This is a genomic window from Streptomyces sp. NBC_00239 (genome assembly GCF_036194065.1).
GTDB lineage: Bacteria > Actinomycetota > Actinomycetes > Streptomycetales > Streptomycetaceae > Streptomyces.
On sequence record NZ_CP108095.1, the window covers coordinates 3,535,793 to 3,561,331 of the forward strand.

Here is a 25,539-nt window from a genome sequence, read left to right on the forward strand (position 1 = left end):
GCGGGTACGCCAAAGGGCGACCACCCATACGGGTGATCGCCCTTCGCAGGGACCTAGCAGGAGGCCCCAGAGGTGTTACTTGACCTCGACAGCCGCGCCGGCAGCCTTGAGGGACTCGGCAGCCTTCTCGGCGGCCTCCTTGTTGACCTTCTCGAGGACCGGCTTCGGGGTGCCGTCGACGAGGTCCTTGGCCTCCTTCAGGCCCAGGGAGGTCAGCTCACGCACGACCTTGATGACCTGGATCTTCTTGTCGCCCGCACCGGTGAGGATGACGTCGAACTCGTCCTTCTCCTCCTCGGCCTCGGCAACGGCGCCCGGGCCGGCCGGACCGGCAACGGCGACGGCCGCGGCGGCGGTGACGTCGAACTTCTCCTCGAAGGCCTTCACGAACTCGGAGAGCTCGATGAGGGTCATCTCCTCGAACTGGGCGAGGAGGTCGTCCTGAGAGAGCTTCGCCATGATGGGCGATCCTTCCACTAAATCGGCAGGTGCCGGATGTATACAGAGGCGGGCGTGACGGCCCGCTACGACCCACGCACTAGGCGGCGTGGATCAGTGCGCGAGCCGAATTACTCGGCACCGCCCTCGGCGAGCTTGACGCGAAGCGCTTCCGCAGTGCGGACGAACTTCGACGGCAGCGCCTGGAAGAGCGAGGCAGCCTGGGACTGCTTGCCCTTGAACGCGCCGGCCAGCTTGCTGAGCAGAACCTCGCGGGACTCGAGGTCCGCGAGCTTCTTGATCTCATCGGCGGTCAGCGCCTTACCGTCAAGGACACCGCCCTTGATGATGAGGTTCGGGTTTTCCTTGGCGAAGTCACGCAGACTCTTCGCCGACTCCACCGGGTCACCGGTGATGAAGGCGACCGCGGTCGGACCAGCGAAGTGCTCGTCCAGCGCGGTGATCCCGGCCTGGTTGGCCGCAATCTTGGTCAGCGTGTTCTTCACCACGGCGTACTGGGCGTTCTCACCGAGCGAACGACGCAGCGTCTTGAGCTGCGCCACGGTGAGACCCCGGTACTCGGTCAGCACGGCGGCGTTCGAGCTCTGGAACGCGTCCGTGAGCTCGGCTACCGCGGCAGCCTTGTCGGGCCTTGCCATGAGCGTCGGCCTCCTTCCGGGTGATGAGGACCGCTCAGAAGGGGCTGAACAAAACAAAACGCCCCGGCGCAGGCGCACGGGGCGTAGCTCGACCAGACGGTAAAGTCCGGGAGCTTTCCACAGTCACCTACGCGGGTCGTCCGTCGTCAACGGATCCTTCGGCCGCCGCACCCCGTGAAGGGCACGGCAACGACCAGCGGTCTTTGGCTTCTTCGGAAGAGTACGTGAACGGGATACGCGAAGGCAAATCAGGCCTTGCCGGCGCCCTTCATCATCGCGGCCAGGTCCATGACCTCACCGGCCGGCGGGGCCGTGACCTGCACGGACTTGTTGTAGTCCAGGAACTTCACCGTCATGTCCACGGGGCCCTTGGTGCCCTTGGCGCGGATGCGGAACTGCTTGGTGGTGTCGTCCTTGCCGATCCACATGTCCATGTTCAGCGCCTTGATCCCGAGGTCCTCGTACTGCTTGAGGGACTTCTCCCGGCGCTCCTTGGTCTGCGGGTCGGCGGCGATGCCGGCGCGCATCTGGTCGAGGGTGACGGTGCCCGCGTAGTGCGTGGTCGGCTGCCCGTCGATGCTCTCGTCGCCGACCTTCTTGAGGTCCTTGGCGGCGGACAGCTCGCTGGCCTGGTCGGCCGGGTTCTGGCCGCTCTGCGAGCCGAGGGAGTCCAGCTGCTTGGGAGCCTGTCCGTTCAGCGCCTTCATGTCGAGCTTCATCCAGCGCTTGCCGCCGAGCTCCTTCGCGGTCTCCGCGCCGCCGCCGATGTACATCGCACCGTCGACGAGGCGCACCTCGAACTTCTCGCCCGGCTTCTCCGGCGACTCCATCTTCATGGACATGGCCACCTTGGGCTTGAGCACCAGACGGGCCTCGGCCGCGACCTTGCCCTCCGGCGTCTGCCCGCTCATGGTGTACCGCAGCGAGCTGATGTCCTTGGACTTCTTCTTGGCCCGCTCCAGGGCGACGGCGGGCGAGGCGTTCACGGCGCCGCCTGCGGCCTTGGAGCCGTCGGCGGCCTTCCCGGCCCCCTCCTTGGCCCCGTCCTCGCAACCGGTCGCCGCTACGGCCAACAGTGCGGCGGCGAGCAGCGCCCCGGCGGTCTTCTTCTGGTACGCGTGCATGGTTCCCCCCAGAGTTTCGGCAAACGCGTTCGACCCTACCCGTGCATACGGACGGCGGGAAAACGAAAAAGCCCGGCCCCGCACCTCCGGAGAGGTGCGGGGCCGGGCTCGTGTTTCAGCGAGCCGTCAGGCTCAGACCGCGGCCGGGTCCTCTTCGACGAGGAGGTTCCGGGTGCGGTTGGAGTCCAGCTGGATGCCGGGGCCCATCGTGGTCGCCAGGGCGGCCTTCTTGATGTAGCGGCCCTTGGCGGCGGACGGCTTCAGACGGAGGATCTCGTCCAGGGCCGCGCCGTAGTTCTCGACCAGCTGCTCATCGGTGAAGGAGACCTTGCCGATGATGAAGTGCAGGTTCGAGTGCTTGTCGACGCGGAACTCGATCTTGCCGCCCTTGATGTCCGTGACAGCCTTCGCCACGTCCATGGTGACCGTGCCGGTCTTCGGGTTGGGCATCAGACCACGCGGACCGAGCACGCGGCCGAGGCGGCCGACCTTGCCCATGAGGTCCGGGGTGGCGACGACCGCGTCGAAGTCCAGACGGCCCTTCGCGACCTCGTCGATCAGTTCGTCCGAGCCGACGATGTCGGCGCCGGCGGCTTCCGCGGCCGCAGCACGGTCACCGGTCGCGAAGACCAGGACCCGGGCGGTCTTACCGGTGCCGTGCGGGAGGTTCACGGTGCCACGGACCATCTGGTCGGCCTTGCGCGGGTCGACACCCAGGCGGAAGGCAACCTCGACGGTCGCGTCGAACTTGACGGCGGAGGTCTCCTTGGCGAGACGGACGGCCTCGAGCGGGGCGTACAGCTTCTCCCGGTCGACCTTGGCGTCCGCAGCGCGGAGAGTCTTGCTGCGCTTCACTTCTGCTCCTGTGTTGTTTCAGGCGTGGAGTCGTGGTGCGGACCAGCGCTTGGCCCTACCACTGGTGGTGCTGGGGGTGGCTGGATCAGCCTTCGACGGTGATGCCCATCGAGCGCGCGGTGCCGGAAATGATCTTCACGGCGGCGTCGATGTCGTTGGCGTTCAGGTCGGGCATCTTCAGCTCGGCGATCTCGCGGACCTGGGCGCCGGTGAGCTTGGCGACCTTGGTCTTGTGGGGCTCGCCGGAGCCCTTCTCCACGCCCGCGTGCTTCAGGATGAGGCGCGCCGCCGGCGGAGTCTTGGTGATGAAGGTGAAGGAGCGGTCCTCGTAGACCGTGATCTCCACCGGCACGACCATGCCACGCTGCGACTCGGTCGCGGCGTTGTAGGCCTTGCAGAACTCCATGATGTTGACGCCGTGCTGACCGAGCGCGGGGCCGACCGGCGGAGCCGGGTTGGCCGCGCCGGCCTTGATCTGGAGCTTGATAAGCCCCGTGACCTTCTTCTTCTTGGGAGGCATTGCTCTCTCCGGGTCCTAGTGAGAGTTTTTCGCCGCCAGCCGGTCATCCGGATGGAGGCATACCGCACCACGATAACGGGTATGGGTGCGAGGCTGAAAACCGAGCAGGTCAGACCGCCCTCCAGGGCTGGTCTGACCTGTCCGAAAGCTGCGCTTCAGAAGAGCCGGATCCGCCGGATCAGTTCTTCTGGATCTGGTCGAAGCTGAGCTCGACCGGGGTCTCGCGGCCGAAGATCTCGACGAGACCCTTGACCTTCTTCGAGTCCGGGTTGATCTCGTTGATCGTCGCCTGGAGCGTGGCGAACGGGCCGTCCGTGACGGTGACCGAGTCGCCGACCTCGAAGTCCAGGACCTCGATGGTGCGCTTGACGGCGGGCGCCGGCAGGCCGGCCTCCTCCGCGGCGGCCTTGGCGGCCTTCTCCTGCGCCTCCGGGGCGAGCATCTTGACGATCTCGTCCAGGGTCAGCGGGTACGGGTCGTACGCGTTGCCCACGAAGCCGGTGACGCCCGGCGTGTTGCGGACGACACCCCACGACTCGTTGGTGAGGTCCATGCGGACCAGGACGTAGCCGGGAAGCTTGTTCTGGCGGACGTTCTTGCGCTCGCCGTTCTTGATCTGGACGATCTCTTCCTCGGGCACTTCGGCCTGGTAGATGAACTCCTCGACGTTCAGCGAGACGGCACGCTGCTCCAGGTTCGCCTTCACGCGCTTCTCGTAGCCCGCGTAGGTGTGGATGACGTACCACTCACCCGGGAGCAGGCGCAGTTCGTCGCGCAGCGCCTGGATGGGGTCGACGGGCTCGGCGGGCTCCTCCGGGGCGGCCTCGGCCGCTTCCTCGGACTCGACCTCGGCGGCCTCTTCGTCGTCCTCGTCGTCGCCGGACTCGTCCTCGTCCTCGGACTCGTCGGCCGCGTCCTCGTCGGACTCGCCTTCGTCGTCCGCGTCGCCCTCGGCGTGCAGCGCGGCCTCCTCGGCCGGCTCACCCGCCTCGGCGTCGGCGGTCTCAACCTCGTCAGGGTCCACAGCGTCCGCCGCCTCGACGATGTCGAGCTCGTCCTCGACGGACTCGACGGAGTCGTGGCTCACGTTCAGGTTCGGGTCAGACACGGTGGCTGCTTCTTCCTGGATACAAAGTGTGGTGGAACATGCGAAAAGGGGCGGCAGCCCTGTCAAGGCGCCGCCCTCCGCGGGGATCAGCCGAAGACGTACTTGATGGCTTCCTGGAACCCATAGTCAATCACGGTAACGAGACCGATCATGATGACGACGAAGACAATCACCACAGTGGTGTACGTCGTCAGCTGGTTACGGGTGGGCCATACGACCTTGCGGAGTTCCGCCACGATCTGGCGGTAGAACAGCGCGAGGCGGCCCAGGGGGCCCTTCTTACCGCGCTTGCCGCCCTTTCGGGCCTTCTTCTCGCGGGTGTCGTCATCGGCGTCAGGCATGTCGATGGAGCCCAGGGCGTCCGTCACGTCTCTCACCTGAATCCGGGTCATGGCCGTGCCGCGCCCGGTTGAGCCGCACGGCGTGGCATCGAAGTACGTACCTGCGCACACATCCGGAGAAGGAGTGTGGAGCAGGGCCGGAGGGACTCGAACCCCCAACCGCTGGTTTTGGAGACCAGTGCTCTACCAATTGAGCTACGACCCTTTGTTGCGTCCCCAAACCTACCGCATCGGAGCGAGTGCACGGAGTGCACGCGTTCTGTGCGATCGGCGAGGGCCAACGACAGGTGAGTGTACGTGGTCTTGGTCCCGACGTCGAACAGACGCGATCCGGACGGCTGACGTCCGGTCCCTGAAACGGTGTGCGGGCCCCGATTTCCTTCTGGGACGATGGGCCGCATGACCTCTGCAACGCCTCCCTCCGAGCGCCGGGTGTCCGCCCGTATCGGCGCCATTTCCGAGTCCGCCACCCTCGCCGTCGACGCCAAGGCCAAGGCCCTCAAGGCCGCCGGGCGCCCGGTGATCGGCTTCGGTGCGGGCGAGCCCGACTTCCCGACCCCGGACTACATCGTCGAGGCCGCGGTCGAGGCCTGCCGCGACCCGAAGTTCCACCGCTACACGCCGGCCGGCGGTCTGCCGGAGCTGAAGAAGGCGATCGCCGAGAAGACCCTGCGCGACTCCGGGTACGCGGTCGACCCGGCCCAGGTGCTGGTGACCAACGGCGGCAAGCAGGCGATCTACGAGGCCTTCGCCGCGATCCTGGACCCGGGCGACGAGGTCATCGTCCCGGCCCCGTACTGGACCACCTACCCGGAGTCGATCCGGCTGGCGGGCGGCGTCCCCGTCGATGTCGTCGCCGACGAGACCACCGGCTACCGGGTGAGCGTCGAGCAGCTGGAGGCCGCGCGCACCGAGCGCACCAAGGTCGTCCTGTTCGTCTCCCCCTCGAACCCGACGGGTGCGGTCTACAGCGAGGACGACGCCCGCGCGATCGGCCGCTGGGCCGCCGAGCACGGCCTGTGGGTGCTGACCGACGAGATCTACGAGCACCTGGTCTACGGCGACGCGACGTTCACCTCGCTGCCGGTGCTGGTCCCCGAGCTGGCCGACAAGTGCATCGTCGTGAACGGCGTCGCCAAGACGTACGCGATGACCGGCTGGCGCGTCGGGTGGGTCATCGGCCCCAAGGACGTGGTCAAGGCGGCGACGAACCTCCAGTCGCACGCGACCTCGAACGTCTCCAACGTGGCGCAGATCGCCGCGCTGGCCGCCGTCTCGGGCAACCTGGACGCCGTCGCGGAGATGCGCAAGGCCTTCGACCGCCGCCGCCAGACCATGGTGAAGATGCTCAACGAGATCGACGGCGTGTTCTGCCCGACCCCGGAGGGCGCGTTCTACGCCTACCCGTCGGTCAAGGAGCTGCTCGGCAAGGAGATCCGCGGCAAGCGCCCGCAGAGCTCCGTCGAGCTCGCCGCGCTGATCCTGGACGAGGCCGAGGTCGCGGTCGTCCCCGGTGAGGCCTTCGGCACCCCCGGCTACCTGCGCCTGTCGTACGCGCTCGGCGACGACGACCTGGTCGAGGGCGTCACCCGGATCCAGAACCTGCTGGCCGAGGCCAAGGCCTGATCCGGTAGGACCCGCGGGTCCCGCAGCACACGAAAACGGGCAGTGCCTCACTCGGGGCACTGCCCGCTTTTGCGTTCGGACGGCTCCACGATCGGGAAAACGCCCTCCCAAACCACCCGTTCGTGCGGCAGGATCAGCAAATGGAGCACGTACGCGATCTCACGCTTCTGCCAAAAGCCCACCTGCACCTGCACTTCACCGGGTCGATGCGGCCCTCGACGCTGCTGGAGCTCGCCGACAAGTACGGCGTGCGGCTGCCCGACGCGCTGACCGCGGACGAGCCGCCCAAGCTCCGTGCCACGGACGAGCGCGGCTGGTTCCGTTTCCAGCGCCTCTACGACGCCGCCCGCGCCTGTCTGCGCGAGCCGGACGACATCCACCGGCTGGTCCGCGAGGCCGCCGAGGAGGACGTCCGGGACGGCGGCGGCTGGCTGGAGATCCAGGTCGACCCCACCTCGTACGCCCCGCTGCTCGGCGGGATGATCCCGGCCATCGAGGTCATCCTCGACGCGGTCGACGCCGCGTCCCGGGACACCGGGCTCGGGATCCGGGTGCTGATCGCGGCGAACCGCATGAAGCACCCGCTCGACGCCCGCACCCTGGCCCGCCTCGCGGTGCGGTACGCGGACCGCGGCGTCGTCGGGTTCGGGCTGTCCAACGACGAGCGCCGGGGCATGGCCCGCGACTTCGACCGTGCCTTCGCCATCGCCCGGGAGGGCGGGCTGCTCGCCGCCCCGCACGGCGGGGAGCTGACCGGCCCCGCCTCGGTGCGGGACTGCCTGGACGATCTGCACGCCTCCCGGATCGGGCACGGCGTACGGGCGGCGGAGGACCCGCGGCTGCTGCGCAAGCTCGCGGAGCGCGGGGTGACCTGCGAGGTCTGTCCGGCGTCCAACGTGGCGCTGGGCGTCTACGAGAAGCCCGAGGACGTGCCGCTGCGGACGCTGTTCGACGCCGGGGTCCCGATGGCGCTGGGGGCGGACGACCCGCTGCTGTTCGGGTCGCGGCTGGCCGCGCAGTACGAGATCGCCCGCCGCCACCACGGGTTCACGGACCCGGAGCTGGCCGAGCTGGCACGGCAGTCGGTGCGAGGCTCAGCGGCGCCCGAGGGTGTCCGTGCGAAGCTCCTCGCGGGCATCGACGACTGGCTCGCGGGCTGACGGGGGCCGGCCGGCGGGGGCGGGCGGCGCGCTGCCGATCCGGGTGAGGCGCAGGTCGCCCTCGTGGCAGTCGGCGCGCACCTGGCCGCCGGGGAAGCCGATCTCCAGGTGGGTGCGGCCGTGTTCGGGCAGGGCGAATTCGGCGACCGAGGAGATCGTTTCGCCGAGGTGGCGCAGGAGCGGGTGGTCGCCGAGGTCCTCGCCGATCTCGATGCGGCCCCAGGCGCCCATGTCGTGCGACTCGTAGGACTCGTGCGGGGCGGAGGCCTCGACGATCAGGCACCAGTCGGATCCGGTGGTGATGCGGGTGGCGTCGCCGAGGCCGTCGATCAGCCAGACGTCGAGGGGGACCTCGGAGCGTTCGCCCTCGTAGACGTGCCAGGACGCGACGATCCGCTCGATCGTCCGTCCCACCAGGCGTGTGGGATCCGTTCCGGTCCCGTGCAGGGGGCAGCGCATGGCCGGCCGCGGTCCTCCGGTGTCCTCGGGTCTTCTCGGGTGTGTCCTCAGATGCTGACGCCGACCGTCACCGGTTCGTTGATCAGGGTGACGCCGAAGGCGGCGTGGACTCCCGCGACGACCTCGCGGGCGAGTGCCAGGAGGTCCTCGGTGGTGGCCTCGCCGCGGTTGGTCAGGGCGAGGGGGTGCTTGGTGGAGATGCGGGCGGGTCCGCTGCCGTAGCCCTTGGTGAAGCCCGCCTTGTCGATGAGCCAGGCCGCGGAGGTCTTCGTACGGCCCTCGCCGGCGGGGTAGGCGGGCGGGGCGGTGTCGGCGCCGAGCCGGTCGTGGACGCGCGCGACGAAGGCGGCGTAGTCCTCGTCGGTCAGGATCGGGTTGGTGAAGAAGGAGCCGGCCGACCAGGTGTCGTGGTCGGCGGGGTCCAGCACCATGCCCTTGCCGGCGCGCAGCCGCAGGACGGTCTCGCGGGCGGCGGCGAGCGGGACCCGGTCGCCGGCCTCGACGCCGAGGGCGCGGGCCGTCTCGGGGTACCGGAGCGGGGCGGACAGGCCGTCGGCGTCCTCCAGGCCGAAGCGCACGCGCAGGACGACGTACCGGTCGGGCCGGTCCTTGAAGCGGCTGTGGCGGTAGGAGAACTCGCACTCGGCGTTGGTCAGGGTGACCGTTTCGCCGCGGCTGCGGTCGTAGGCGACGACCTCGGTGATGGTGCCGGAGACTTCCTGGCCGTAGGCGCCGACGTTCTGGATCGGGGTGGCGCCGGCCGAGCCGGGGATGCCGGCGAGGCATTCGAGGCCGGCCAGGCCTGCCTCGACGGTGCGGGCGACGGCGTCGCTCCAGTTCTCGCCGGCGGCGAGCTCCACGGTGGTGCCGTCGATGCGGACGCCGGTGGTCGCGATGCGCAGGGCGGTGCCCTCGAAGCCCTTGTCCCCGATGACGAGGTTGCTGCCGCCTCCGATGACCAGGAGCGGGGTGCCCTGGGAGTCGGCCGCGCGGACGGCGTCGACGACTTCTGCGTCGGTGGTCGCGGTGACCAGCCGGGTGGCCGGACCGCCGAGCCGGAAGGTGGTCAGCGGGGCGAGGGGGGCGTCGTGGAGTTCCTGCACGTGGACAAGAGTACGGTCCGTGGCCCTGCCTTCCCGGCGGGGCCACGGACCGTACGGGGGTTCCCGGTGCGCGGTTGCTCACACCGCGGCCGGTCATACGGCGGCCGGACGGCGCTCCTCGTCCTCCCGGGCACCGGCGGTCGTGCCCGCGGCGACCACGGTGGCGGCGGACCGGGACCTGGCGGGGATCAGGAGGGCGGCGAGGGCGGCGAGGGCGACCGCGCCGGCCCCGATCCAGAGGGCCGGGACGGTGCCGTCGGTGAACGCCTGGGGGCTCTCGTACCCGCCCTGGCCTGCGAAGACGGAGGACAGGACGGCCACGCCGAGGGCTCCGCCGACTTCGCGCAGGGCGTTGTTGGCGCCGGAGGCCATGCCGTGGTCGGCGGGTCCGACGGTGGACATCAGCACGTTGGCGGCGGGGGCGATGAAGAGCGCCATGCCGATGCCGCCGAGGATCAGGGCGGGCAGCAGGAGGACGTAGGAGACGCCGGGCTCCAGGGTGGCGGCGAACCAGGACAGTCCCGCGGCCTGGAGGGCGAGGCCGGCGACGACGACGGGGCGGCCGCCGATGCGGTCGGAGAGGATTCCGGCGAGCGGAGCGACGAGCATGGGCATGGCGGTCCAGGGCAGCATCCGGATGCCGGCCTCGGTGGGCGAGAACCCGGCGACGCCCTGGAGGAACTGGGCGAGCAGGAAGATCGAGCCGAACATGCCGAGGAACATCAGCAGGCTGGCCGCGTTGATGCCGAAGAAGCCGCGGTTGCGGAAGAGCTTCATGGGCAGCAGGGGGTGTTTGCTGCGGAAGCCGTGGTGGACGAACCCGCCGGTGAGCGCCGCGCCGCCGATCAGGCCGGTGAGTACGGGGGCGCTGGTCCAGCCCTCGGCGTTGGCGTTGACCAGGCCGTAGACGATGCCGAAGAGGCCGAAGCTGATCAGCAGGGTGCCGGGGACGTCGAGGCGGGCGCCGGGGGCGGTGGACTCGGCGAGCCGGAAGCGGGCGAGCGGCAGCAGGGCCAGGCCGATCGGCACGTTCAGCCAGAAGATCCACTGCCAGGAGATGTGCTCGGTGAGGGTGCCGCCGATGAGGGGGCCGCTGGCGATGGCGATGCCGGTGACGGCTCCGTAGATGCCGAGGGCCATGCCCCGGCGGGCGGCGGGGACGGCGGCGGTCAGCAGGGTGAGGGTGAGCGGCATCATGATCGCGGCGCCGACGCCCTGGACCGCGCGGGCGGCGATCAGCTCGTCGATGCCCGGGGAGAGGGCGGCTGCCGCGGAGGCGCCGGTGAAGATGGTGAGGCCGGCCAGGAAGAGGCGGCGGCGGCCGAAGCGGTCGCCGAGGGCCGCGCCGAGCATCAGGAGGACGGCGAAGGTGAGCGTGTAGGCGTTCACCGTCCATTCGAGGTCCTCCAGCGCGCCGCCGAGGTCCGTGCGGATGGCGGGCAGGGCGGTGGTGACGACGAGGTTGTCGAGGGCCGCCATGAAGCTGGCGGCGCCGGTGATGACGAGGGCCCACACGGCGGGTCCGCGCAGGGTGGTGGGCTGCTGGTTCATCGCTTCCCCTTGGTTGTTAGTTATTGCTGACTAACTTTCTCGGGCAGAAAAACACGCGCGCCACCCCGTGGCGCGCGCTCACTTCTCCAGGCGCCCCTTGGCCCGGGCCGAGGGGTACAGGCCCTCCCAGATGGGGTGGTCCGGCTTGAATCCCATGGCGGCGAGGGTGTTGATCAGCATCCCGAACGCCATGAACGTCGTGGTCTCCTTCTCGTCCGCGCCCAAGGGCACGTGAACGGTGTTCCACAGCTCCAGCCAGCCGGTGCGGACCATCTCGCCGAACTCGTGCTCGCCGGCGGCCTCGGCGGCCCCCACGGCGACGTACGTCTGGAGCTGCATCTGGAGCTTGTCGGGATCGTCGGCGATCAGCTGCGTGTACGCGTTCGCCATCGCGTCCAGCGCCTCCTCGCCCTCCAGCCCCTCCGCGGCGTCGGCGAAGACCTCGCGGGTCTCCTCCATGCAGCGGGTGGCGGCGGCGAGGAAGATGGCCTGCTTGTTCGGGAAGAGCCGGAACAGGTACGGCTGCGACACGCCCACCCGCTTGGCGATCGCCTCGGTGGACGTGCCGTAGTACCCGCCGCGCGCGAATTCGTGCATCGCCGCGCGGATGACGCTCTCGCGCCGCTCTCCCGCACTCATCCTGACCATGCATCGAAGTTAGTACTCAATCACTAACTCCGTCAAGGGTGGCTGTGCGCGGGCCGGAAGCGGCGGGGAGGGGGGTCGGAGGGCCGGGCGGGAACGGGCTCCCTGGCCGAGGGCGCGGGCTCCCGGGCCCGGGGGCGCGGGCTCCCGAGCCCGAGGGTGCGGGCTCCCGAGCCCGAGGGTGCGGGCTCCCGAGCCCGAGGGTGCGGGCTCCCGAGCCCGAGGGTGCGGGCTCCCGGGCCGAGGGTGCGGGCTCCCGGGCCGAGGGTGCGGGCTCCCGGGCCGAGGGCCGCGCGGGCGGCCGCCGGCCCGGGAAGGGGCCGCCGTGAAGCGAGGGGGGCGCGGAGCCCCCGGCCCGACTGCCGGGCCGGGGCGGCCGCGGTGGGGCTAGGAGAGCTGTACGACCGCGCGCGACATGCCGAGGACCTTCTGGCCCGCGCTCATCGCGGTGAGGTCCACGCGGACCCGGTTGTCGTCCAGCTTGGCGGCCACCTTGGCGCTGACCTCGATCAGGGCGCCCTCGTCGTCGTTCGGGACCACGACCGGCTTGGTGAAGCGCACGCCGTACTCGACCACCGCGGCCGGGTCGCCGGCCCAGTCGGTGACGACGCGGATCGCCTCGGCCATGGTGAACATGCCGTGCGCGATGACGTCCGGCAGGCCCACCTCCTTGGCGAACTTCTCGTTCCAGTGGATCGGGTTGAAGTCGCCGGAGGCGCCCGCGTACTGCACCAGCGTGGCGCGGGTCACGGGGAAGCTCGCGGCCGGCAGCTCGGTGCCGACCTCGACCTCCTCGTACGAGATCTTGGCGGTCATCTCAGGCCTCCTCGGCGGCGGCGCGGGCGACGAGCTTCGTCCAGGCGGTCACGACGTGCTCGCCGGTCGCGTCGTGGACCTCGCCGCGGATGTCCAGGATGTCGTTGCCCGCCATCGACTTGATCGCCTCGATGGTGGACGTGACGGAGAGGCGGTCGCCCGCCCGCACCGGGCGGGTGTACGCGAACTTCTGGTCGCCGTGCACGACGCGGTTGTAGTCGAGCCCCAGCTGCGGGTCCGCGATGACCTGGCCGGCCGCCTTGAACGTGATGGCAAACACAAAGGTCGGCGGAGCGATCACGTCGGGATGGCCGAGCGCCTTGGCCGCTTCCGGGTCGGTGTACGCGGCATTGGCGTCGCCCACCGCCTCCGCGAATTCCCGGATCTTCTCGCGGCCGACCTCGTAGGGCTCGGTGGGCGGATAGGCCCGCCCCACGAAGGACTGGTCGAGCGCCATGGCTCACTCCTCCTGGTCGAACTGATCAAGCCGATCGAATGATCGACTGCCCCAAACGCCACGAGGCCGCCCCCTGAATGGGGACGACCTCATGACTAAGCCTGTATACGAAGACTCGCTAGGGTCAGCGGGTCTCGCGGTGCGCGGTGTGCGAGTTGCAGCGCGGGCAGTGCTTCTTCATCTCCATGCGATCCGGGTTGTTACGCCGGTTCTTCTTGGTGATGTAGTTCCGCTCCTTGCACTCCACGCAGGCCAGCGTGATCTTCGGGCGGACGTCGGTGGCAGCCACGTGAGTGCTCCTTGACGGACGGGTGGACGGATGAACGCATAAAAGAGTAGCCGATCGGGAGACCGACCCCACAATCGGCTACTTTGGTGCTGCTTGAGTAGCGGTGACCGGACTTGAACCGGTGACACAGCGATTATGAGCCGCTTGCTCTACCAACTGAGCTACACCGCTTTGATGTGATCTGCCCCTCACCGCAAGCAGTGAGGGACCGTTCACACCAGAGCCCCAATGCGGAATCGAACCGCAGACCTTCTCCTTACCATGGAGACGCTCTACCGACTGAGCTATTGGGGCGAGCGATGAAGACATTACACGGTTGCCCGCCGATCGCCCAAATCCTTTGCGGCAAGGGGCCTCGGGGGCCTCTCGCGGGGAGCTTTTCGACCGTCCCGGAGCCCTCCCGAACCCCCTCCGAAACCCCTTCCGAACCCCCCTCACCAGGCCGCTCACCAGCCCCTCTGCGGTCTCCCGGCGGGCCCTTGACGGGCCTTCGGCGAGGCGCCGCCGGCCCCTCCCGGAGCTCCCCCGGGACCGCCGCCACGAGGTCCCCGGAGGGGCGTTCCGCACGCCGGCGAAACCCCCGCAGAAGCCTCAACCGGATCGCGGCGGAACCTGTCCCGAAAGCCCCCTGAGCGGGTCCGTCCGCGGCCCTTCCGCGGCACCATCGGGGGTCGCCCGAAGGCTGCCCGAGGGTCGCTCCGCGAGCCCCTCCGCACCCCGGCCCGCCGGGGCACCACACCGGTACGACTATTGCCCTCCTCCGCGATCGGGGACCCGGCGCGCCCTAGGCTCGGGTCACGCTGTGTGATCTTGGGCCGCGCCCGCCATCCGCGCAGCACCCCCCGCCGCCGACGTCGCCAGGAACGCCGAGCCCCGCAGGAGCGCGATGCCCGACAGTCACCCGCAGCAGCCGCCCCACTCCCCGCGCAGCGGCGGCGAGGGCGCAGGTTCCGGCGTGCCCGCCGAGCCGGCCACCACCCTGCTGCTCGCCGGCCCCCGGCTCACCGACGGCCGCACCGTCGACGTACGGCTCAGTGGCGGCCGGATCGAGGCCGTCGGCGCCGCGGGCAGCCTGGCGGCCCCCACCGCGTCCCGGGTGGACCTCAGCGGCTACCTGCTGCTGCCCGCCCCCGCCGAGCCGCACGCCCACGGGGACACCGCCCTGACCGCCGACATCGAGGGCCCGGTCTCGTACGCCCCCGAGGAGGTCCAGCGGCGGGCCACCGAGGCCGCCCTGCTGCAGCTCGGCCACGGCGCGACGGCGGTCCGCTCGCACGTGCGGATCGGCGACGCGCACGGGCTCCGGCCTCTGGAGGCGGTGCTGCAGGCCCGGCGCTCGCTGTTCGGGCTGACCGACCTGACCGCCGTCGCGGTGCCCCGGCTGCTGACCGGACGGGCGGGCGCGGACGGGCGGGCGATGCTCCGGGACGCGCTCAAGATGGGCGCGGCGGTCGTCGGCGGCTGCCCCGACCTCGACCCGGACCCCCACGGCTACGCGCAGGCCGTTCTGGAGCTCGCCGCGGAACACGGCTGTCCCGTGGATCTGCACACGGACGGTGACGATCCGGCCCGGCTGGCAGGGCTGGCGGCGATGGCCCGCGGGGTGCGGCCGGGGGTGACCATCGGGCCGTGCGGCGGACTGTCCCGGCTGCCGCTGAGCGTCGCGACCCGGGCCGCCGACCAACTGGCCGCCGCCGGGGTGACCGTGGTCTGCCTGCCGCAGGGCGACTGCGCGGCCCTGGAGCGGCGCGGGCTGCGCACCGCTCCGGTCCGGCTGCTCCGCTCGGCCGGCGTACGGGTCGCGGCGGGCAGCGGCGCGCTGCGCGACGCGGGGAACCCGGTCGGGCGCGGGGACCCCCTGGAGGCCGCGTACCTGCTGGCCTCGCAGGGCGGGCTGCGGGCCGCGGAAGCCTACGAGACGGTCGGTTCGGCCGCGCGGGAGGCGATGGGGCTGCCGCGGGTCCGGGTGGAGGCGGGCTGTCCCGCCGAGCTGCTCGCGGTCCGCGGCGACCGGATCTCCGGGGTGCTGTCGCTGGGGTACAGCCGGATCGTGATCCACCGCGGGCGGGTGGTGGCCCGGACGAGTGCCGTGCGCGAGTACTGCGATTCGGCGGTCGCGGTCGCCCTCGACCTGCCCCGGCAGGGCCGGATGGAGCCAGGTCCCTGAGCGTTTGCGGGCAGCGGCGCCCGGCGCGACGTACGGTCGGGTCATGCGCATCGTCATTGCTGGTGGTCACGGTCAGATCGCGCTGCGGCTGGAGCGGTTGCTCGCCGCGCGCGGGTACGAGGTCGCGGGGATCATCCGTGATCCCGCGCAGGGCAACGACCTTCGGGAGGCGGGGGCCGAACCGGTCCTGTGCGACCTGGAGACGGCGTCCGTCGAGCACGTCGCGGGGATCCTGCAGGGCGCGCACGTGGCCGTGTTCGCGGCCGGCGCGGGCCCGGGCAGCGGTTACGCCCGGAAGGACACGGTGGACCGCGGGGCGGGCGTGCTGTTCGCCGACGCGGCGGAACGGGCGCGCGTGCGCCGCTTCGTGATGGTGTCCTCGATGGGCGCGGACCCCGACCGGGCGGGCGACGAGGTCTTCGACGCGTACCTGCGGGCCAAGGGCGAGGCCGACGCGCACGTACGGACCCGGCTGGGGCTGGAGTGGACGATCCTGCGGCCCGGCGCGCTGAACGACGAACCGGGCACCGGCCTGGTCCGGCTGGAGGCCTCCACGGACCGCGGGCCGGTCAGCCGCGACGACGTCGCGCTGGTGCTGGCGGAGCTGATCGACACCCCGGCCACGGCGGGCCTCACCCTGGAGCTGGTCTCCGGTTCGACTCCGGCGGGCGTGGCGGTCAAGGACGTGGCGGGGAACTGAGCCCCGCCCGGCCCCTCGACCGCCCGGCCGCCGACCGACCGGCCGCCGACCGCCCGGCCACCGAGGCGCGCCCCGCCCGCACCGCGCCGGGGCGCCGGCCGCACGCCCGCCGTGCCGAACGGGCCCTGAAGGGCCGCCCAGCCGGTCTCAGGGGCCGTCAGAACTCCGCGTACATAGCGTCGTCGGCGCGGCCGACGGACTCCTGCGCGTACTGCTTCACGTAACTGGCGCGGATCCGCTCGATCCGGGAGTCGCGGGCCTCGGCGTCCTTCTCCGGGTACAGCAGCACGAGGACGTACGAGCGCTCCCGCTCGATGGCGCCGCTGCGGTCGCGCCACTGGCCGCGCCCCTCCTGGACGGTGAGGCCCTCGGGGAACGAGGGCGTCACCATGCGGTCGACGAAACGCATGAACTGCCGGTCCGTCACCTCCGGTCCCCCGTCCGGCCGTGCGGTCCCGAAGAACAGCCGGGTCTCGACGTACGCGGTCCCGCGCGCGGCGGGCTGGTCCTGGAGCGTGGCGTGGGCGGCGGGCACGGCGGTCGCCAGCGCGGCCACGAGGGCCCCGCCGGCCAGCAGCGCACGCGGCTGGGAAAGTCGCATCATGCCCGGACAACGACCCGCCCGGCCTACCGGCACGGCCCCACCGGCACTCCGCCCACGGCCACCCGGGCGCGCGCCGGGCCACCCGCCGCGGAGCCCGGCCGGGGGGCGCGACGGGGACGACGAAGAGGCCCCCGTCCACTGCGTTTCCGCAGTGGACGGGGGCCTCACATCGTGTGGCGGCGCCAGGATTCGAACCTGGGTAGGCAGAGCCGACGGATTTACAGTCCGTTCCCATTGGCCACTCGGGCACACCGCCATGGGATGTGTTGCTTTGGTCGGCCGCTTTCGCGGTGTTCCGTGGCAACGACGTAAACGATACCTGATGCTCGGGGGTGCTTCGCCACCGGATTGATCAGCGCTTCGGGCAGTGGCGGTGGCTAGGCTTTGCGGAGTGGTCCGGGCAGCTCCGGTCCGCACCCCTTTGAGCAATCGCAGCCGACATCAAGGAGCCACAGGACATGGCCGACTCCAGTTTCGACATCGTCTCGAAGGTCGAGCGGCAGGAGGTCGACAACGCCCTCAACCAGACCGCCAAGGAACTCTCGCAGCGCTACGACTTCAAGGGCACCGGCGCCACGATCGCCTGGTCGGGCGACAAGATCCTCATGGAGGCCAGCGGCGAGGAGCGGGTCAAGGCCATCCTCGACGTCTTCGAGACCAAGCTGGTCAAGCGCGGCATCTCCCTGAAGGCGCTCGACGCCGGCGAGCCGCAGCTCTCCGGCAAGGAGTACAAGATCTTCGCCTCGATCGAGGAGGGCATCTCCCAGGAGAACGCCAAGAAGGTCGCCAAGATCATCCGCGACGAGGGCCCCAAGGGCGTCAAGGCCCAGGTGCAGGGCGACGAGCTCCGCGTGAGCTCCAAGAGCCGCGACGACCTGCAGGCCGTCCAGGCGCTCCTCAAGGGCAAGGACCTGGACTTCGCGATCCAGTTCGTGAACTACCGCTAGGCACTGCCGGCGCCGCCGCCCGGCCGCGTGCGGACGCCTGTTTCGCGCCCCCCGGGTACGCCCTCGGCGCGGGACGGCCGTACGCGGCGTGCGTGCGGCGTGTGATCCGTGATCCACCCCCTGTGGGCCCTTGGGGCCGGGCCCGTGCGCCCACCACGCTGGGTGACGAACGTCACCGCGTGGGCAGGGGGTTTCACATGTCTGGGGCAGGCAATCTGCGAGACGACTTCGGGGCGTCTGTGGTCGTCGCGCTCGTCGCGCTGCCGCTGTGTGTCGGGGTGGCCGTCGCCTCCGGTGTGCCGGCCGAGCTGGGGCTGGTCACGGGGGTGGTGGGCGGGCTGGTCACCGGCTGGTTCCGGGGAAGTTCCCTCCAGGTCAGCGGGCCCGCCGCCGGCCTCACGGTGCTCGTCTACGAGGCCGTGCAGGCGTACGGGGTGCGGGCTCTGGGCGTGCTCGTGTGCGCGGCCGGGCTGCTCCAGGTGGGCATGGGCGTGCTGCGGCTCGGGCGGTGGTTCCGGGCGATCTCGGTGGCCGTCGTACAGGGCATGCTGGCGGGGATCGGCCTGGTCCTGATCTCCGGCCAGCTGTACGCGCTGGGTGACGTGTCCGCGCCCGGCGCGACCCTGGACAAGCTGGCCGGGCTGGCGCGGCTGGGCGGGCAGCTGGAATGGGCGGCCGTGGCGCTGGGCGTGGGCACCATCGCCGTGACGGCCGCGTGGCGGCGGCTGCCGCCGACGGCCCGCGCCGTGCCGGGCGCCCTGGTCGGGGTGGCGGCGGCCACGACGGTCAGCGCACTGTTCGCCCTGCCGGTCGCGAAGGTCGAGGTCACCGGGGTGCTGGCGGCGGTGTCCCCGCCCGGGCCGGCCGAGCTGGCCGAGCTGTGGTCCCCCGGCGTACCCGCGACCGTCCTCGCGCTGGCACTCATCGCCTCCGCGGAGACCCTGTTCAGCGCGGCGGCCGTGGACCGGCTGCACGACGGCCCGCGCACCGACTACGACCGCGAACTCGTCGCGCAGGGCGCCGGGAACACGCTGTGCGGGCTGCTCGGCGCGCTGCCGATGACCGCCGTCATCGTGCGCAGCGCCGCCAATGTGGAGGCCGGGGCCCGGACCCGGGCCTCACGGGTGCTGCACGGGCTGTGGCTGCTGCTCTTCGCGGTGCTGGTGCCGCAGGCCCTGGGGGTGGTGCCGCTCGCCGCGCTGGCCGGGGTGCTGCTGCACGCCGGCTGGAAGCTGCTCCCGGCGCGGGCCGTGGTCGCGCTGTGGCGCTCGCACCGCGGCGAGGCGGTGGTGCTGGTGGTGACGGCCTCCGCCATCGTGACCACGAACCTCTTCGACGGGGTGCTGGTGGGCCTGGGGCTGGCCGTGGCCAAGTCGGCGTGGGAGACCTCGCACGTGCACATCGAGACGGCCGTCGAGCCGGACCCGGACGGCGGGGTGCTGCGGGTGCGGGTGCTGGGGAACGCGACCTTCCTGCGGCTGCCGAAGCTCCTCGACGCGCTGGAGGCGTTGCCGCCCGGCCGGCCGGTGCACCTGGATCTGAGCGGGCTGCGGCATCTGGACCACGCGTGCCTGACGGCGCTGGACGCGTGGGAGCGGCGGCACGGCGCGCTCGAACGGGCCGGGGCGGGGTCCGCGGGCGCCGTGGGGCCCACGGGACCCGTCGAGGGGGACCTGATGGCCGGGCGGGAGGCGTCGCCCGAGCCGGGCTAGTGCTGCGACCGGAACGGTTCGCCGGGGTGGGCGGGCGTCCGGTGCGGTGCGTCGCGAGGCGGCGGGCCGCAGCTCGTACTCGACGTACTCGCGCGGTCCGACAACGCAGCGAGGTGCCGTACCTGGGGGCACCTCCCGGCGGTCGCTGGGGGGAGGGGCGCAATCCGGTGAACCTTGCCGTCACAGCACTGGCTAGGGTCCACCCCATGGTGCAGGAGTTGCGGCGGTCGCTGGGCGTGTCCGATGCGGTGGTGATCGGGCTGGGTTCCATGGTGGGCGCGGGCATCTTCGCCGCGCTGGGGCCCGCGGCGCGTGCGGCGGGCCCGGCGCTGCTTCCGGCATTGGCCCTGGCCGCCGTCGTGGCCTACTGCAACGCCTCCTCGTCCGCGCGGCTGGCCGTGCGGCACCCCGCCTCCGGTGGCACGTACGTGTACGGGCGCGAGCAGCTGGGGCCGTTCTGGGGGTACCTGGCCGGGTGGAGCTTCGTGGTCGGCAAGACGGCCTCGTGTGCGGCGATGGCGCTGACGGTGGGCGCGTACCTGTGGCCGGGGCGGGCGCACGCCGTGGCGGTGGCGGCGGTGGTCGCCCTGACGGCCGTGAACTACGGGGGCGTACAGAAGTCCGCCCGTCTGACGCGGGTGATCGTGGCGGCGGTGCTGGCCGTGCTGGCCGCGGTCGTGACGGGGTGCCTGACCTCGGCGGCGGCGGATCCGGACCGGCTCTCCGCGGGTCTCGGGGAGGCCGGCTGGAGCGGCCTGTTGCAGGGCGCGGGCCTGCTCTTCTTCGCGTTCGCGGGGTACGCCCGGATCACCACGCTGGGCGAGGAGGTGCGGGATCCGCAGCGGACGATCCCGCGGGCCGTGCCGCTGGCGCTCGGTATCGCCCTGGCGGTGTACGCCGCGGTGGCGGTCGCGGCGCTGTCGGTGCTGGGCCCCGGCGGACTGGCCGGGGCCGCGGCCCCGCTGGCCGACGCCGTACGGGCGGCCGGGCTGCCGGGGCTGGTGCCGGTGGTGCGCATCGGTGCGGCGCTCGCCGCCCTCGGTGCGCTGCTCTCGCTGATCCTCGGGGTGTCGCGGACCGCCCTGGCCATGGCGCGCGACGGGCACCTCCCCCGCGCGCTGTCCGCCGTACACCCGCGGTTCGGGGTGCCGCACCGTGCGGAGCTCGCCGTGGGCGGGGTGGTGGCCGTGCTCGCGGCCACCGTGGACGTGCGCGGCGCGATCGGTTTCTCGTCCTTCGGCGTGCTGGTGTACTACGCGATCGCGAACGCTTCCGCGTGGGCTCTCGATTCGGCTGTCACGGTGCGCGCCGTGGCGGCGGTCGGGCTGTCCGGCTGTGTGCTGCTGGCGTGTGCGCTGCCGGTCGCGTCGGTGCTCGCGGGCGCGTCGGTGGTGGGGCTCGGGGTGGTCGTCTTCGGTGTGCGGCGGGTCGGACGCGGGACCTGAGGCCGGGTCACCCCACGGACAACGGGCCTGACCTGCCAATTGTTGGGTCCGGCGCTGCCGATTTGCTGGGTCCCGGGCTGTCGAACCGGGGGCCGGCGCCGGGGATTCGGCGGCCGGCGCCGGGTCGGCGGGTCAGCGCGAGGCGAACGGGGCGTCCGTCGGGACGATTTCGCGGCCCAGCGGGAGCAGGGAGATCGGGATCATCTTGAAGTTTGCGATGCCGAACGGGATGCCGATGATCGTGATGCACAGGGCGATGCCGGTGACGATGTGGCCCAGGGCCAGCCACCAGCCCGCCAGCACCAGCCAGAGCACGTTGCCGACGCACGAGGGCGCGCCCGCGTCGCGGCGCTCGACGGTGGTGTAGCCGAACGGCCAGAGCGCGTACACGGCGATGCGGAACGCCGCGATGCCGAACGGGATTCCGATGACGGTGATGCAGAGGATCAGGCCCGCGAGGCAGTAGCCGAGGAACAGCCAGAAGCCGCTGAGCACGAGCCATATGACATTCAGGATTGTCTTCATCGGTCCATCTTCACTGGTGGCGGCGGTGACGGAGCTGAGGGGCCCTACGGGTGAGGCCTTACGGGTGACGGCCCGCCATCTCTTCGAGCCGGGCGATCCGCTCGGCCATCGGCGGGTGGGTCGAGAACATCCGGGAGAGTCCCTGTCCGGGGCGGAAGGGGTTCGCGATCATGAGGTGGCTCGCGGTTTCCAGCCGTGGTTCGGGGGGCAGCGGGAGCGCTTTGGTGCCCGCGTCGAGCTTGCGCAGGGCGCTGGCCAGGGCGAGCGGGTCGCCGGTGAGCTGGGCTCCGGAGGCGTCCGCCTCGTACTCCCGGGAGCGGCTGACGGCCAGCTGGATGATCGAGGCGGCCACCGGGCCCAGGATCATGATCAGGAGCATGCCGAGGAGGCCGGGGCCCTCGTCGTCGCTGGACCGCCCGACCGGGATCAGCCAGGCGAAGTTGACCAGGAACATGACCACCGAGGCGAGGGCGCCGGCGACCGAGGAGATGAGGATGTCCCGGTTGTAGACGTGGCTCAGCTCGTGGCCGATGACGCCGCGCAGTTCGCGTTCGTCGAGGATGCGCAGGATGCCGTCGGTGCAGCAGACGGCGGCGTTGCGCGGATTGCGACCGGTGGCGAAGGCGTTCGGCGCCTCCGTCGGGGAGATGTAGAGGCGGGGCATGGGCTGGCGCGCGGACGTCGAGAGCTCGCGCACCATGCGGTAGAGCTCGGGGGCCTCGAACTCGCTGACCGGGCGGGCCCGCATGGCGCGCAGGGCCAGCTTGTCGCTGTTCCAGTAGGCGTACGCAGTCGTCCCGAGCGCCACGACGAGCGCGACGATCAGGCCTCCGCGCCCGAAGAAGCTTCCGATGAAGATGATGAGTGCGGACAGACCGCCGAGGAGTACGGCGGTCTTCAGCCCGTTGTGCCGGCGGTGCACGGTACGCCCTCCAAATGGTGCAGCAGGGGAACCCTGGAGAGGGTCTACGGTCCAGTGGACCCTCCCTTTCCGGTCAACGCCAGGCGAGGACCAGGGGTTCCCTGCTGCCGCCCGGGGGCCGCGCGGGGCGGCGGGCGGGCGTTGCTCCGTACGGGCGACACGGCCCGTACGGGGCGCCGGTGCTACTGCGGGAACAGGCTGCCGTCGGCGAAGCGGAGCACCAGCTGCGGGGCGCCGGACAGGACCACGGCCACGGCGGCCGTGAGGCCGATCGCGACGGTGACCGGCAGCGGCACCGCCGGGCGGACGGCGGGAACGGGACCGGCGGGAGCGGAAGCGGCGGGAACCGGTGCGGCTTCGCCGGCCCCGTCCTCCTGCGGGGCGCGGAAGAGCACGGCCGTCCACTGGAGGTAGTAGTAGAGGGCCATGACGACGTTCACGGCCATGACCACGGCGAGCCAGCCCAGCCCGGCGTCGACGGCGGAGCGGAAGACGGCGACCTTGGCGAACAGGCCGACGATGCCGGGCGGCAGGCCGGCCAGGCAGAGCAGGAAGAAGGCCAGCGACAGGGCCGCGAACGGGCTGCGGTGGTAGAGCCCGCGGTAGTCGGCGATCCGGTTGAGCGGGGCGCTGCGGGCGACGAGGGCGGCGACGGCGAACGCGCCGAGGTTCACGGCCGCGTACATGAGCGCGTACGCGACGGTCGCGCCGATCTGGTCGCGGCCGGAGTACGCGGCGGCGGCGATCGGCACCAGCAGGTAGCCGGCCTGGCCGACCGAGGACCAGGCGAGCAGCCGTACGGCGCTGTGCTCGCGGCCGGGTGCCTGGCGCAGGGCCGCGGCGTTGCCGAGGGTCATCGTCAGGGCCGCGATGACCGCCAGCGCGGGGCCCCAGATGTCGGAGTACGCGGGGAAGGCGAGCACCGTGACGAGGATCAGGCCGGTGAAGCCGACGGCCTTGCCGATCACCGACAGGTACGCGGCGATGGGCAGCGGCGCTCCGACGTAGGTGTCCGGCACCCAGAAGTGGAAGGGGACGGCGGCCGTCTTGAAGGCGAAGCCGACGAGGGTCAGGGCGACGCCCGCCATGGCGAGGGTGTCGAGCTGCCCGGGCACCTCCTCCAGGCCGTCCGCGATGCGGTTCAGGTACAGGCTGCCGGTGGCGGCGTAGACGAAGCTGACGCCGAGCAGCGAGACGGCCGTGGCGGTGACGGAGGACAGGAAGAACTTGAGGGCCGCCTCGGAGGACATCCGGTCGCCGCGGCGCATGCCGACGAGGGCGAACGCGGGCAGCGAGGCGACTTCGAGGGCCACGACGAGGGTGGCGAGGTCGCGGGCGGCGGCCAGCAGGCCGGCGCCGGCGGTCGCCGAGAGCAGCAGGAACCAGAACTCGCCGGCGGGCAGCTCGCCGTCGCGGGCCGCGGACACGGACAGCAGGGCGGTCAGCAGTGCGCCCGCGAGCACCAGGAACTGGATGACCAGCGCGAAGTGGTCGGCGGCGTAGCTGCAGGCGGCCGGGTCGGTGGTCAGGCAGAAGGTGGTGCGGTCGCCCGCCCGCAGGGGCAGCAGGGCGAGGGTCGCGGCGGCGAGGCCGGCGATGGAGATCCAGCCGAGGAGGTGCTTGTTCCGGTCGGGCAGGAACAGGTCGGCGACCAGCACGAGGAGGCCGACGACGGCGGCGGTCAGCGGCGGGGCGATGGCCGTCCAGTCGACGGACTGGACCAGGTCGGCGGCCAGGGGGAGCTGGGCCGTCATGAGTTGCCTCCTGCGAGGAGCTTCTGGACGGCCGGGTCGGTGAGGCCGAGGAGGACCGCGGGCCACAGGCCGGCGAGGACGGTGAGGGCGACGAGCGGGGTCCAGGCGGCGAATTCGTAGCCGTGGACGTCGGCGAGGGGCGCCGGCAGGTCGTCCGGCTTCGCCTCGGGGTGGGCTTCGGGGTCGGCCGCGAGGTGCTCGCCCATGCAGACCCGGCGGACGACGACGAGGAGGTACGCGGCGGTCAGCAGGGTGCCGATGCCGCCGATCACCATGTACGTCAGGAACGCGGGCCGGCTGAGGCCGTCGGCCGGGTCGAACGCGCCGAACAGGGCGAGCATCTCGCCCCAGAACCCGGCGAGGCCGGGCAGTCCGAGGGAGGCGACGGCGGCGAACGCGAGCAGGGCGCCGAGACGGGGGGCGCGGCCGTAGAGGGCGGCGCCGGTGGCCCCGGCGAGGGTGTCGAGGTCGCTGGTGCCGTAGCGGTCCTTGAGCGCGCCGACCAGGAAGAAGAGGAGGCCGGTGATCAGGCCGTGGCCGATGTTGGCGAACAGCGCGCCGTTGACGCCGGTGGGGGTCATCGTCGCGATGCCGAGCAGTACGAAGCCCATGTGGCCGACGGACGAGTACGCGATGAGGCGCTTGAGGTCGCCCTTGGCGCCCTTGCGGGCCAGCGCGAGGCAGGCCAGGGACCCGTAGACGATCCCGACCGCGGCGAAGGCGCCGAGGTAGGGGGCGAAGGTGTGCATGCCGTCGGGGGTGACGGGCAGCAGGATCCGCACGAACCCGTACGTGCCCATCTTGAGGAGCACGCCGGCGAGGAGGACCGAGCCGACGGTCGGGGCGGCGGTGTGGGCCGCGGGGAGCCAGCTGTGCAGGGGCCACATCGGGGTCTTGACGGCGAGTCCGATGCCGATGGCGAGGACCGCCAGGACCTGGGTGCTGTGGCTCAGTCCGCGGCCGTTGTCGGTGGCGAGTGCCACCATGTCGAACGTGCCCGCGCTCAGGCCGATGAGCAGCAGGCCGAGCAGCATGACCACGGAGCCGAGCAGCGTGTAGAGGATGAACTTCCAGGCGGCGGCGCGCCGCTGGTCACCGCCCCAGCGGGCGATGAGGAAGTACATCGGGATGAGGACCATCTCGAAGGCGAGGAAGAAGAGCAGCAGGTCGAGGACGGCGAAGGTCGCGAGGGTGCCGGACTCCAGGACCAGGAGCAGCGCGACGAAGGCCTTGGGGGACGGGCCTGCGGGGAGCTTGAAGTAGCTGTAGAGCGCGCAGAGGAAGAACAGCAGCGCGGTCATCAGGAGGAGGGGGAGCGAGATGCCGTCGATGCCGAGGTGGATCCGGACGTTCAGCGCCTGGATCCAGCTGATGTCCGTCGTCGCCTGGAAGCGGGACGGGGCGTCGTGGTCGAAGCCGAGGGCCAGGACCACCGCGGCGGCGAGGATCGCGCCGGTGACGGTGACGCCGTGGCGCAGGACGGCCTGCTCGGGGCCACGGCCCTTGAGTCCGGGCGGGGCCGGGAGGAGGGCCGCGGCGGCGCCGAGCAGAGGGGCCGCCACGATGAACGCCAGAAGGAACTGCATCACGGATGCGCTGATATCAATCACGG

At 71.6% G+C, this 25,539-nt stretch carries 25 protein-coding genes, 4 tRNA genes and 1 pseudogene; 7 read left to right on the plus strand and 23 right to left on the minus strand.

Annotated elements, in window-relative coordinates; translation table 11 throughout:
* Positions 1 to 75 precede the first annotated feature (75 nt).
* The 8 genes from rplL to OG764_RS15460 all read right to left on the minus strand — a co-directional run bounded on the left by rplL (position 76) and on the right by OG764_RS15460 (position 5,250).
* The gene (gene rplL, locus OG764_RS15425; protein WP_328968991.1) at positions 76 to 459 is read right to left on the minus strand and encodes a 50S ribosomal protein L7/L12; all 384 of its coding nucleotides are present in this window, start codon (positions 457 to 459) and stop codon (positions 76 to 78) included.
* A gap of 110 nt (positions 460 to 569) precedes the next feature.
* Entirely contained in the window at positions 570 to 1,097 is a 528-nt protein-coding gene (gene rplJ / locus OG764_RS15430) for a 50S ribosomal protein L10 (protein WP_328968992.1), read from the minus strand.
* Between the two features lie 248 nt (positions 1,098 to 1,345).
* Positions 1,346 to 2,221, minus strand: a complete 876-nt coding sequence (locus OG764_RS15435) for a hypothetical protein (RefSeq protein ID WP_328968993.1) — start codon at positions 2,219 to 2,221, stop codon at positions 1,346 to 1,348.
* Positions 2,222 to 2,353: 132 nt separating this feature from the next.
* Positions 2,354 to 3,076 (minus strand): 50S ribosomal protein L1, encoded by a 723-nt coding sequence (rplA, locus tag OG764_RS15440; RefSeq protein WP_328968994.1) that lies wholly within the window; start codon positions 3,074 to 3,076, stop codon positions 2,354 to 2,356.
* An 85-nt stretch (positions 3,077 to 3,161) separates the two neighbouring features.
* Entirely contained in the window at positions 3,162 to 3,596 is a 435-nt protein-coding gene (gene rplK, locus OG764_RS15445) for a 50S ribosomal protein L11 (RefSeq protein ID WP_266785572.1), read from the minus strand.
* Between the two features lie 178 nt (positions 3,597 to 3,774).
* The gene (gene nusG / locus OG764_RS15450; RefSeq protein ID WP_328968995.1) at positions 3,775 to 4,704 is read right to left on the minus strand and encodes a transcription termination/antitermination protein NusG; all 930 of its coding nucleotides are present in this window, start codon (positions 4,702 to 4,704) and stop codon (positions 3,775 to 3,777) included.
* Positions 4,705 to 4,790: 86 nt separating this feature from the next.
* The gene (secE, locus tag OG764_RS15455) at positions 4,791 to 5,072 is read right to left on the minus strand and encodes a preprotein translocase subunit SecE (protein WP_328968996.1); all 282 of its coding nucleotides are present in this window, start codon (positions 5,070 to 5,072) and stop codon (positions 4,791 to 4,793) included.
* Positions 5,073 to 5,177: 105 nt separating this feature from the next.
* A tRNA-Trp gene (locus OG764_RS15460) sits at positions 5,178 to 5,250 on the minus strand.
* A gap of 194 nt (positions 5,251 to 5,444) precedes the next feature.
* Here OG764_RS15460 and OG764_RS15465 point away from each other — a divergent pair.
* The gene (locus OG764_RS15465; RefSeq protein WP_328968997.1) at positions 5,445 to 6,671 is read left to right on the plus strand and encodes a pyridoxal phosphate-dependent aminotransferase; all 1,227 of its coding nucleotides are present in this window, start codon (positions 5,445 to 5,447) and stop codon (positions 6,669 to 6,671) included.
* Positions 6,672 to 6,811: 140 nt separating this feature from the next.
* Positions 6,812 to 7,831, plus strand: coding sequence for an adenosine deaminase (locus OG764_RS15470; protein ID WP_328968998.1), 1,020 nt, complete (start codon positions 6,812 to 6,814; stop codon positions 7,829 to 7,831).
* Here the strand turns inward: OG764_RS15470 and OG764_RS15475 are convergent.
* From OG764_RS15475 to OG764_RS15515, 9 genes and pseudogenes are all read right to left on the minus strand, one after another.
* Positions 7,766 to 8,245, minus strand: a complete 480-nt coding sequence (locus tag OG764_RS15475) for a hypothetical protein (RefSeq protein WP_328968999.1) — start codon at positions 8,243 to 8,245, stop codon at positions 7,766 to 7,768. The genes OG764_RS15470 and OG764_RS15475 overlap by 66 nt on opposite strands.
* Before the next feature lie 92 nt (positions 8,246 to 8,337).
* Positions 8,338 to 9,408, minus strand: a pseudogene (locus OG764_RS15480) (UDP-N-acetylmuramate dehydrogenase); the annotation flags it as partial.
* Between the two features lie 78 nt (positions 9,409 to 9,486).
* Positions 9,487 to 10,944: a DHA2 family efflux MFS transporter permease subunit gene (locus tag OG764_RS15485; protein WP_328969000.1), complete on the minus strand. Its 1,458-nt coding sequence runs from the start codon at positions 10,942 to 10,944 to the stop codon at positions 9,487 to 9,489.
* Between the two features lie 78 nt (positions 10,945 to 11,022).
* Complete coding sequence (locus OG764_RS15490; RefSeq protein ID WP_328969001.1) at positions 11,023 to 11,592, minus strand: TetR/AcrR family transcriptional regulator; 570 nt, start codon at positions 11,590 to 11,592, stop codon at positions 11,023 to 11,025.
* 384 nt (positions 11,593 to 11,976) lie between these two features.
* Positions 11,977 to 12,405, minus strand: a complete 429-nt coding sequence (locus tag OG764_RS15495) for a MaoC family dehydratase (RefSeq protein ID WP_328969002.1) — start codon at positions 12,403 to 12,405, stop codon at positions 11,977 to 11,979.
* A gap of 1 nt (position 12,406) precedes the next feature.
* Complete coding sequence (locus OG764_RS15500) at positions 12,407 to 12,862, minus strand: MaoC family dehydratase N-terminal domain-containing protein (RefSeq protein ID WP_328969003.1); 456 nt, start codon at positions 12,860 to 12,862, stop codon at positions 12,407 to 12,409.
* Positions 12,863 to 12,986: 124 nt separating this feature from the next.
* Entirely contained in the window at positions 12,987 to 13,151 is a 165-nt protein-coding gene (rpmG, locus tag OG764_RS15505) for a 50S ribosomal protein L33 (protein ID WP_007265873.1), read from the minus strand.
* Positions 13,152 to 13,249: 98 nt separating this feature from the next.
* Positions 13,250 to 13,322: transfer RNA gene (locus OG764_RS15510), tRNA-Met, on the minus strand.
* Between the two features lie 50 nt (positions 13,323 to 13,372).
* Positions 13,373 to 13,445, minus strand: a tRNA-Thr gene (locus OG764_RS15515).
* A gap of 592 nt (positions 13,446 to 14,037) precedes the next feature.
* Here OG764_RS15515 and OG764_RS15520 point away from each other — a divergent pair.
* Positions 14,038 to 15,318 carry an amidohydrolase family protein gene (locus OG764_RS15520; RefSeq protein ID WP_328969004.1) on the plus strand — a complete coding sequence of 427 codons (1,281 nt, stop codon included), beginning with the start codon at positions 14,038 to 14,040 and terminating at the stop codon, positions 15,316 to 15,318.
* 43 nt (positions 15,319 to 15,361) lie between these two features.
* The gene (locus OG764_RS15525; RefSeq protein WP_328969005.1) at positions 15,362 to 16,018 is read left to right on the plus strand and encodes an SDR family oxidoreductase; all 657 of its coding nucleotides are present in this window, start codon (positions 15,362 to 15,364) and stop codon (positions 16,016 to 16,018) included.
* A gap of 157 nt (positions 16,019 to 16,175) precedes the next feature.
* Here OG764_RS15525 and OG764_RS15530 read toward each other — a convergent pair whose 3' ends face one another.
* Both OG764_RS15530 and OG764_RS15535 read right to left on the minus strand, forming a co-directional pair.
* Positions 16,176 to 16,622, minus strand: a complete 447-nt coding sequence (locus OG764_RS15530) for a DUF3574 domain-containing protein (RefSeq protein ID WP_328969006.1) — start codon at positions 16,620 to 16,622, stop codon at positions 16,176 to 16,178.
* 174 nt (positions 16,623 to 16,796) lie between these two features.
* Positions 16,797 to 16,878 (minus strand) — tRNA-Tyr (locus OG764_RS15535).
* 202 nt (positions 16,879 to 17,080) lie between these two features.
* On the opposite strand from OG764_RS15535, the gene OG764_RS15540 reads away from it, so the two are divergent.
* From OG764_RS15540 to OG764_RS15550, 3 genes are all read left to right on the plus strand, one after another.
* Positions 17,081 to 17,569 (plus strand): YajQ family cyclic di-GMP-binding protein, encoded by a 489-nt coding sequence (locus OG764_RS15540; RefSeq protein ID WP_328969007.1) that lies wholly within the window; start codon positions 17,081 to 17,083, stop codon positions 17,567 to 17,569.
* A gap of 197 nt (positions 17,570 to 17,766) precedes the next feature.
* Positions 17,767 to 19,281 (plus strand): SulP family inorganic anion transporter, encoded by a 1,515-nt coding sequence (locus tag OG764_RS15545; protein WP_328969008.1) that lies wholly within the window; start codon positions 17,767 to 17,769, stop codon positions 19,279 to 19,281.
* A 206-nt stretch (positions 19,282 to 19,487) separates the two neighbouring features.
* Entirely contained in the window at positions 19,488 to 20,726 is a 1,239-nt protein-coding gene (locus OG764_RS15550; RefSeq protein WP_328969009.1) for an APC family permease, read from the plus strand.
* Positions 20,727 to 20,858: 132 nt separating this feature from the next.
* On the opposite strand, the gene OG764_RS15555 is transcribed toward OG764_RS15550, so the two are convergent.
* The 4 genes from OG764_RS15555 to OG764_RS15570 all read right to left on the minus strand — a co-directional run bounded on the left by OG764_RS15555 (position 20,859) and on the right by OG764_RS15570 (position 25,513).
* Positions 20,859 to 21,251 carry a YccF domain-containing protein gene (locus tag OG764_RS15555; protein ID WP_328969010.1) on the minus strand — a complete coding sequence of 131 codons (393 nt, stop codon included), beginning with the start codon at positions 21,249 to 21,251 and terminating at the stop codon, positions 20,859 to 20,861.
* 58 nt (positions 21,252 to 21,309) lie between these two features.
* On the minus strand, positions 21,310 to 22,173 hold the full coding sequence (gene htpX, locus OG764_RS15560) for a zinc metalloprotease HtpX (protein ID WP_328969011.1): 864 nt from the start codon (positions 22,171 to 22,173) through the stop codon (positions 21,310 to 21,312).
* A 182-nt stretch (positions 22,174 to 22,355) separates the two neighbouring features.
* On the minus strand, positions 22,356 to 23,927 hold the full coding sequence (locus OG764_RS15565; RefSeq protein WP_328969012.1) for an NADH-quinone oxidoreductase subunit N: 1,572 nt from the start codon (positions 23,925 to 23,927) through the stop codon (positions 22,356 to 22,358).
* Positions 23,924 to 25,513, minus strand: coding sequence for a complex I subunit 4 family protein (locus OG764_RS15570; protein WP_443056219.1), 1,590 nt, complete (start codon positions 25,511 to 25,513; stop codon positions 23,924 to 23,926). Before OG764_RS15570 ends, OG764_RS15565 begins: the two co-directional genes overlap by 4 nt.
* Positions 25,514 to 25,539: the final 26 nt, after the last annotated feature.

Coding starts and splice junctions, on each gene's coding strand:
- rplL (WP_328968991.1), bottom strand. CDS start 459: ATGGCGAAGCTCTCTCAGGACGACCTCCTCGCCCAGTTCGAGGAGATG.
- rplJ (WP_328968992.1), bottom strand. CDS start 1,097: ATGGCAAGGCCCGACAAGGCTGCCGCGGTAGCCGAGCTCACGGACGCG.
- OG764_RS15435 (WP_328968993.1), bottom strand. CDS start 2,221: ATGCACGCGTACCAGAAGAAGACCGCCGGGGCGCTGCTCGCCGCCGCA.
- rplK (WP_266785572.1), bottom strand. CDS start 3,596: ATGCCTCCCAAGAAGAAGAAGGTCACGGGGCTTATCAAGCTCCAGATC.
- OG764_RS15465 (WP_328968997.1), top strand. CDS start 5,445: ATGACCTCTGCAACGCCTCCCTCCGAGCGCCGGGTGTCCGCCCGTATC.
- OG764_RS15470 (WP_328968998.1), top strand. CDS start 6,812: ATGGAGCACGTACGCGATCTCACGCTTCTGCCAAAAGCCCACCTGCAC.
- OG764_RS15485 (WP_328969000.1), bottom strand. CDS start 10,944: ATGAACCAGCAGCCCACCACCCTGCGCGGACCCGCCGTGTGGGCCCTC.
- OG764_RS15490 (WP_328969001.1), bottom strand. CDS start 11,592: ATGGTCAGGATGAGTGCGGGAGAGCGGCGCGAGAGCGTCATCCGCGCG.
- OG764_RS15495 (WP_328969002.1), bottom strand. CDS start 12,405: ATGACCGCCAAGATCTCGTACGAGGAGGTCGAGGTCGGCACCGAGCTG.
- OG764_RS15500 (WP_328969003.1), bottom strand. CDS start 12,862: ATGGCGCTCGACCAGTCCTTCGTGGGGCGGGCCTATCCGCCCACCGAG.
- OG764_RS15520 (WP_328969004.1), top strand. CDS start 14,038: ATGCCCGACAGTCACCCGCAGCAGCCGCCCCACTCCCCGCGCAGCGGC.
- OG764_RS15525 (WP_328969005.1), top strand. CDS start 15,362: ATGCGCATCGTCATTGCTGGTGGTCACGGTCAGATCGCGCTGCGGCTG.
- OG764_RS15530 (WP_328969006.1), bottom strand. CDS start 16,622: ATGATGCGACTTTCCCAGCCGCGTGCGCTGCTGGCCGGCGGGGCCCTC.
- OG764_RS15540 (WP_328969007.1), top strand. CDS start 17,081: ATGGCCGACTCCAGTTTCGACATCGTCTCGAAGGTCGAGCGGCAGGAG.
- OG764_RS15545 (WP_328969008.1), top strand. CDS start 17,767: ATGTCTGGGGCAGGCAATCTGCGAGACGACTTCGGGGCGTCTGTGGTC.
- OG764_RS15550 (WP_328969009.1), top strand. CDS start 19,488: ATGGTGCAGGAGTTGCGGCGGTCGCTGGGCGTGTCCGATGCGGTGGTG.
- OG764_RS15555 (WP_328969010.1), bottom strand. CDS start 21,251: ATGAAGACAATCCTGAATGTCATATGGCTCGTGCTCAGCGGCTTCTGG.
- OG764_RS15565 (WP_328969012.1), bottom strand. CDS start 23,927: ATGACGGCCCAGCTCCCCCTGGCCGCCGACCTGGTCCAGTCCGTCGAC.
- OG764_RS15570 (WP_443056219.1), bottom strand. CDS start 25,513: ATGCAGTTCCTTCTGGCGTTCATCGTGGCGGCCCCTCTGCTCGGCGCC.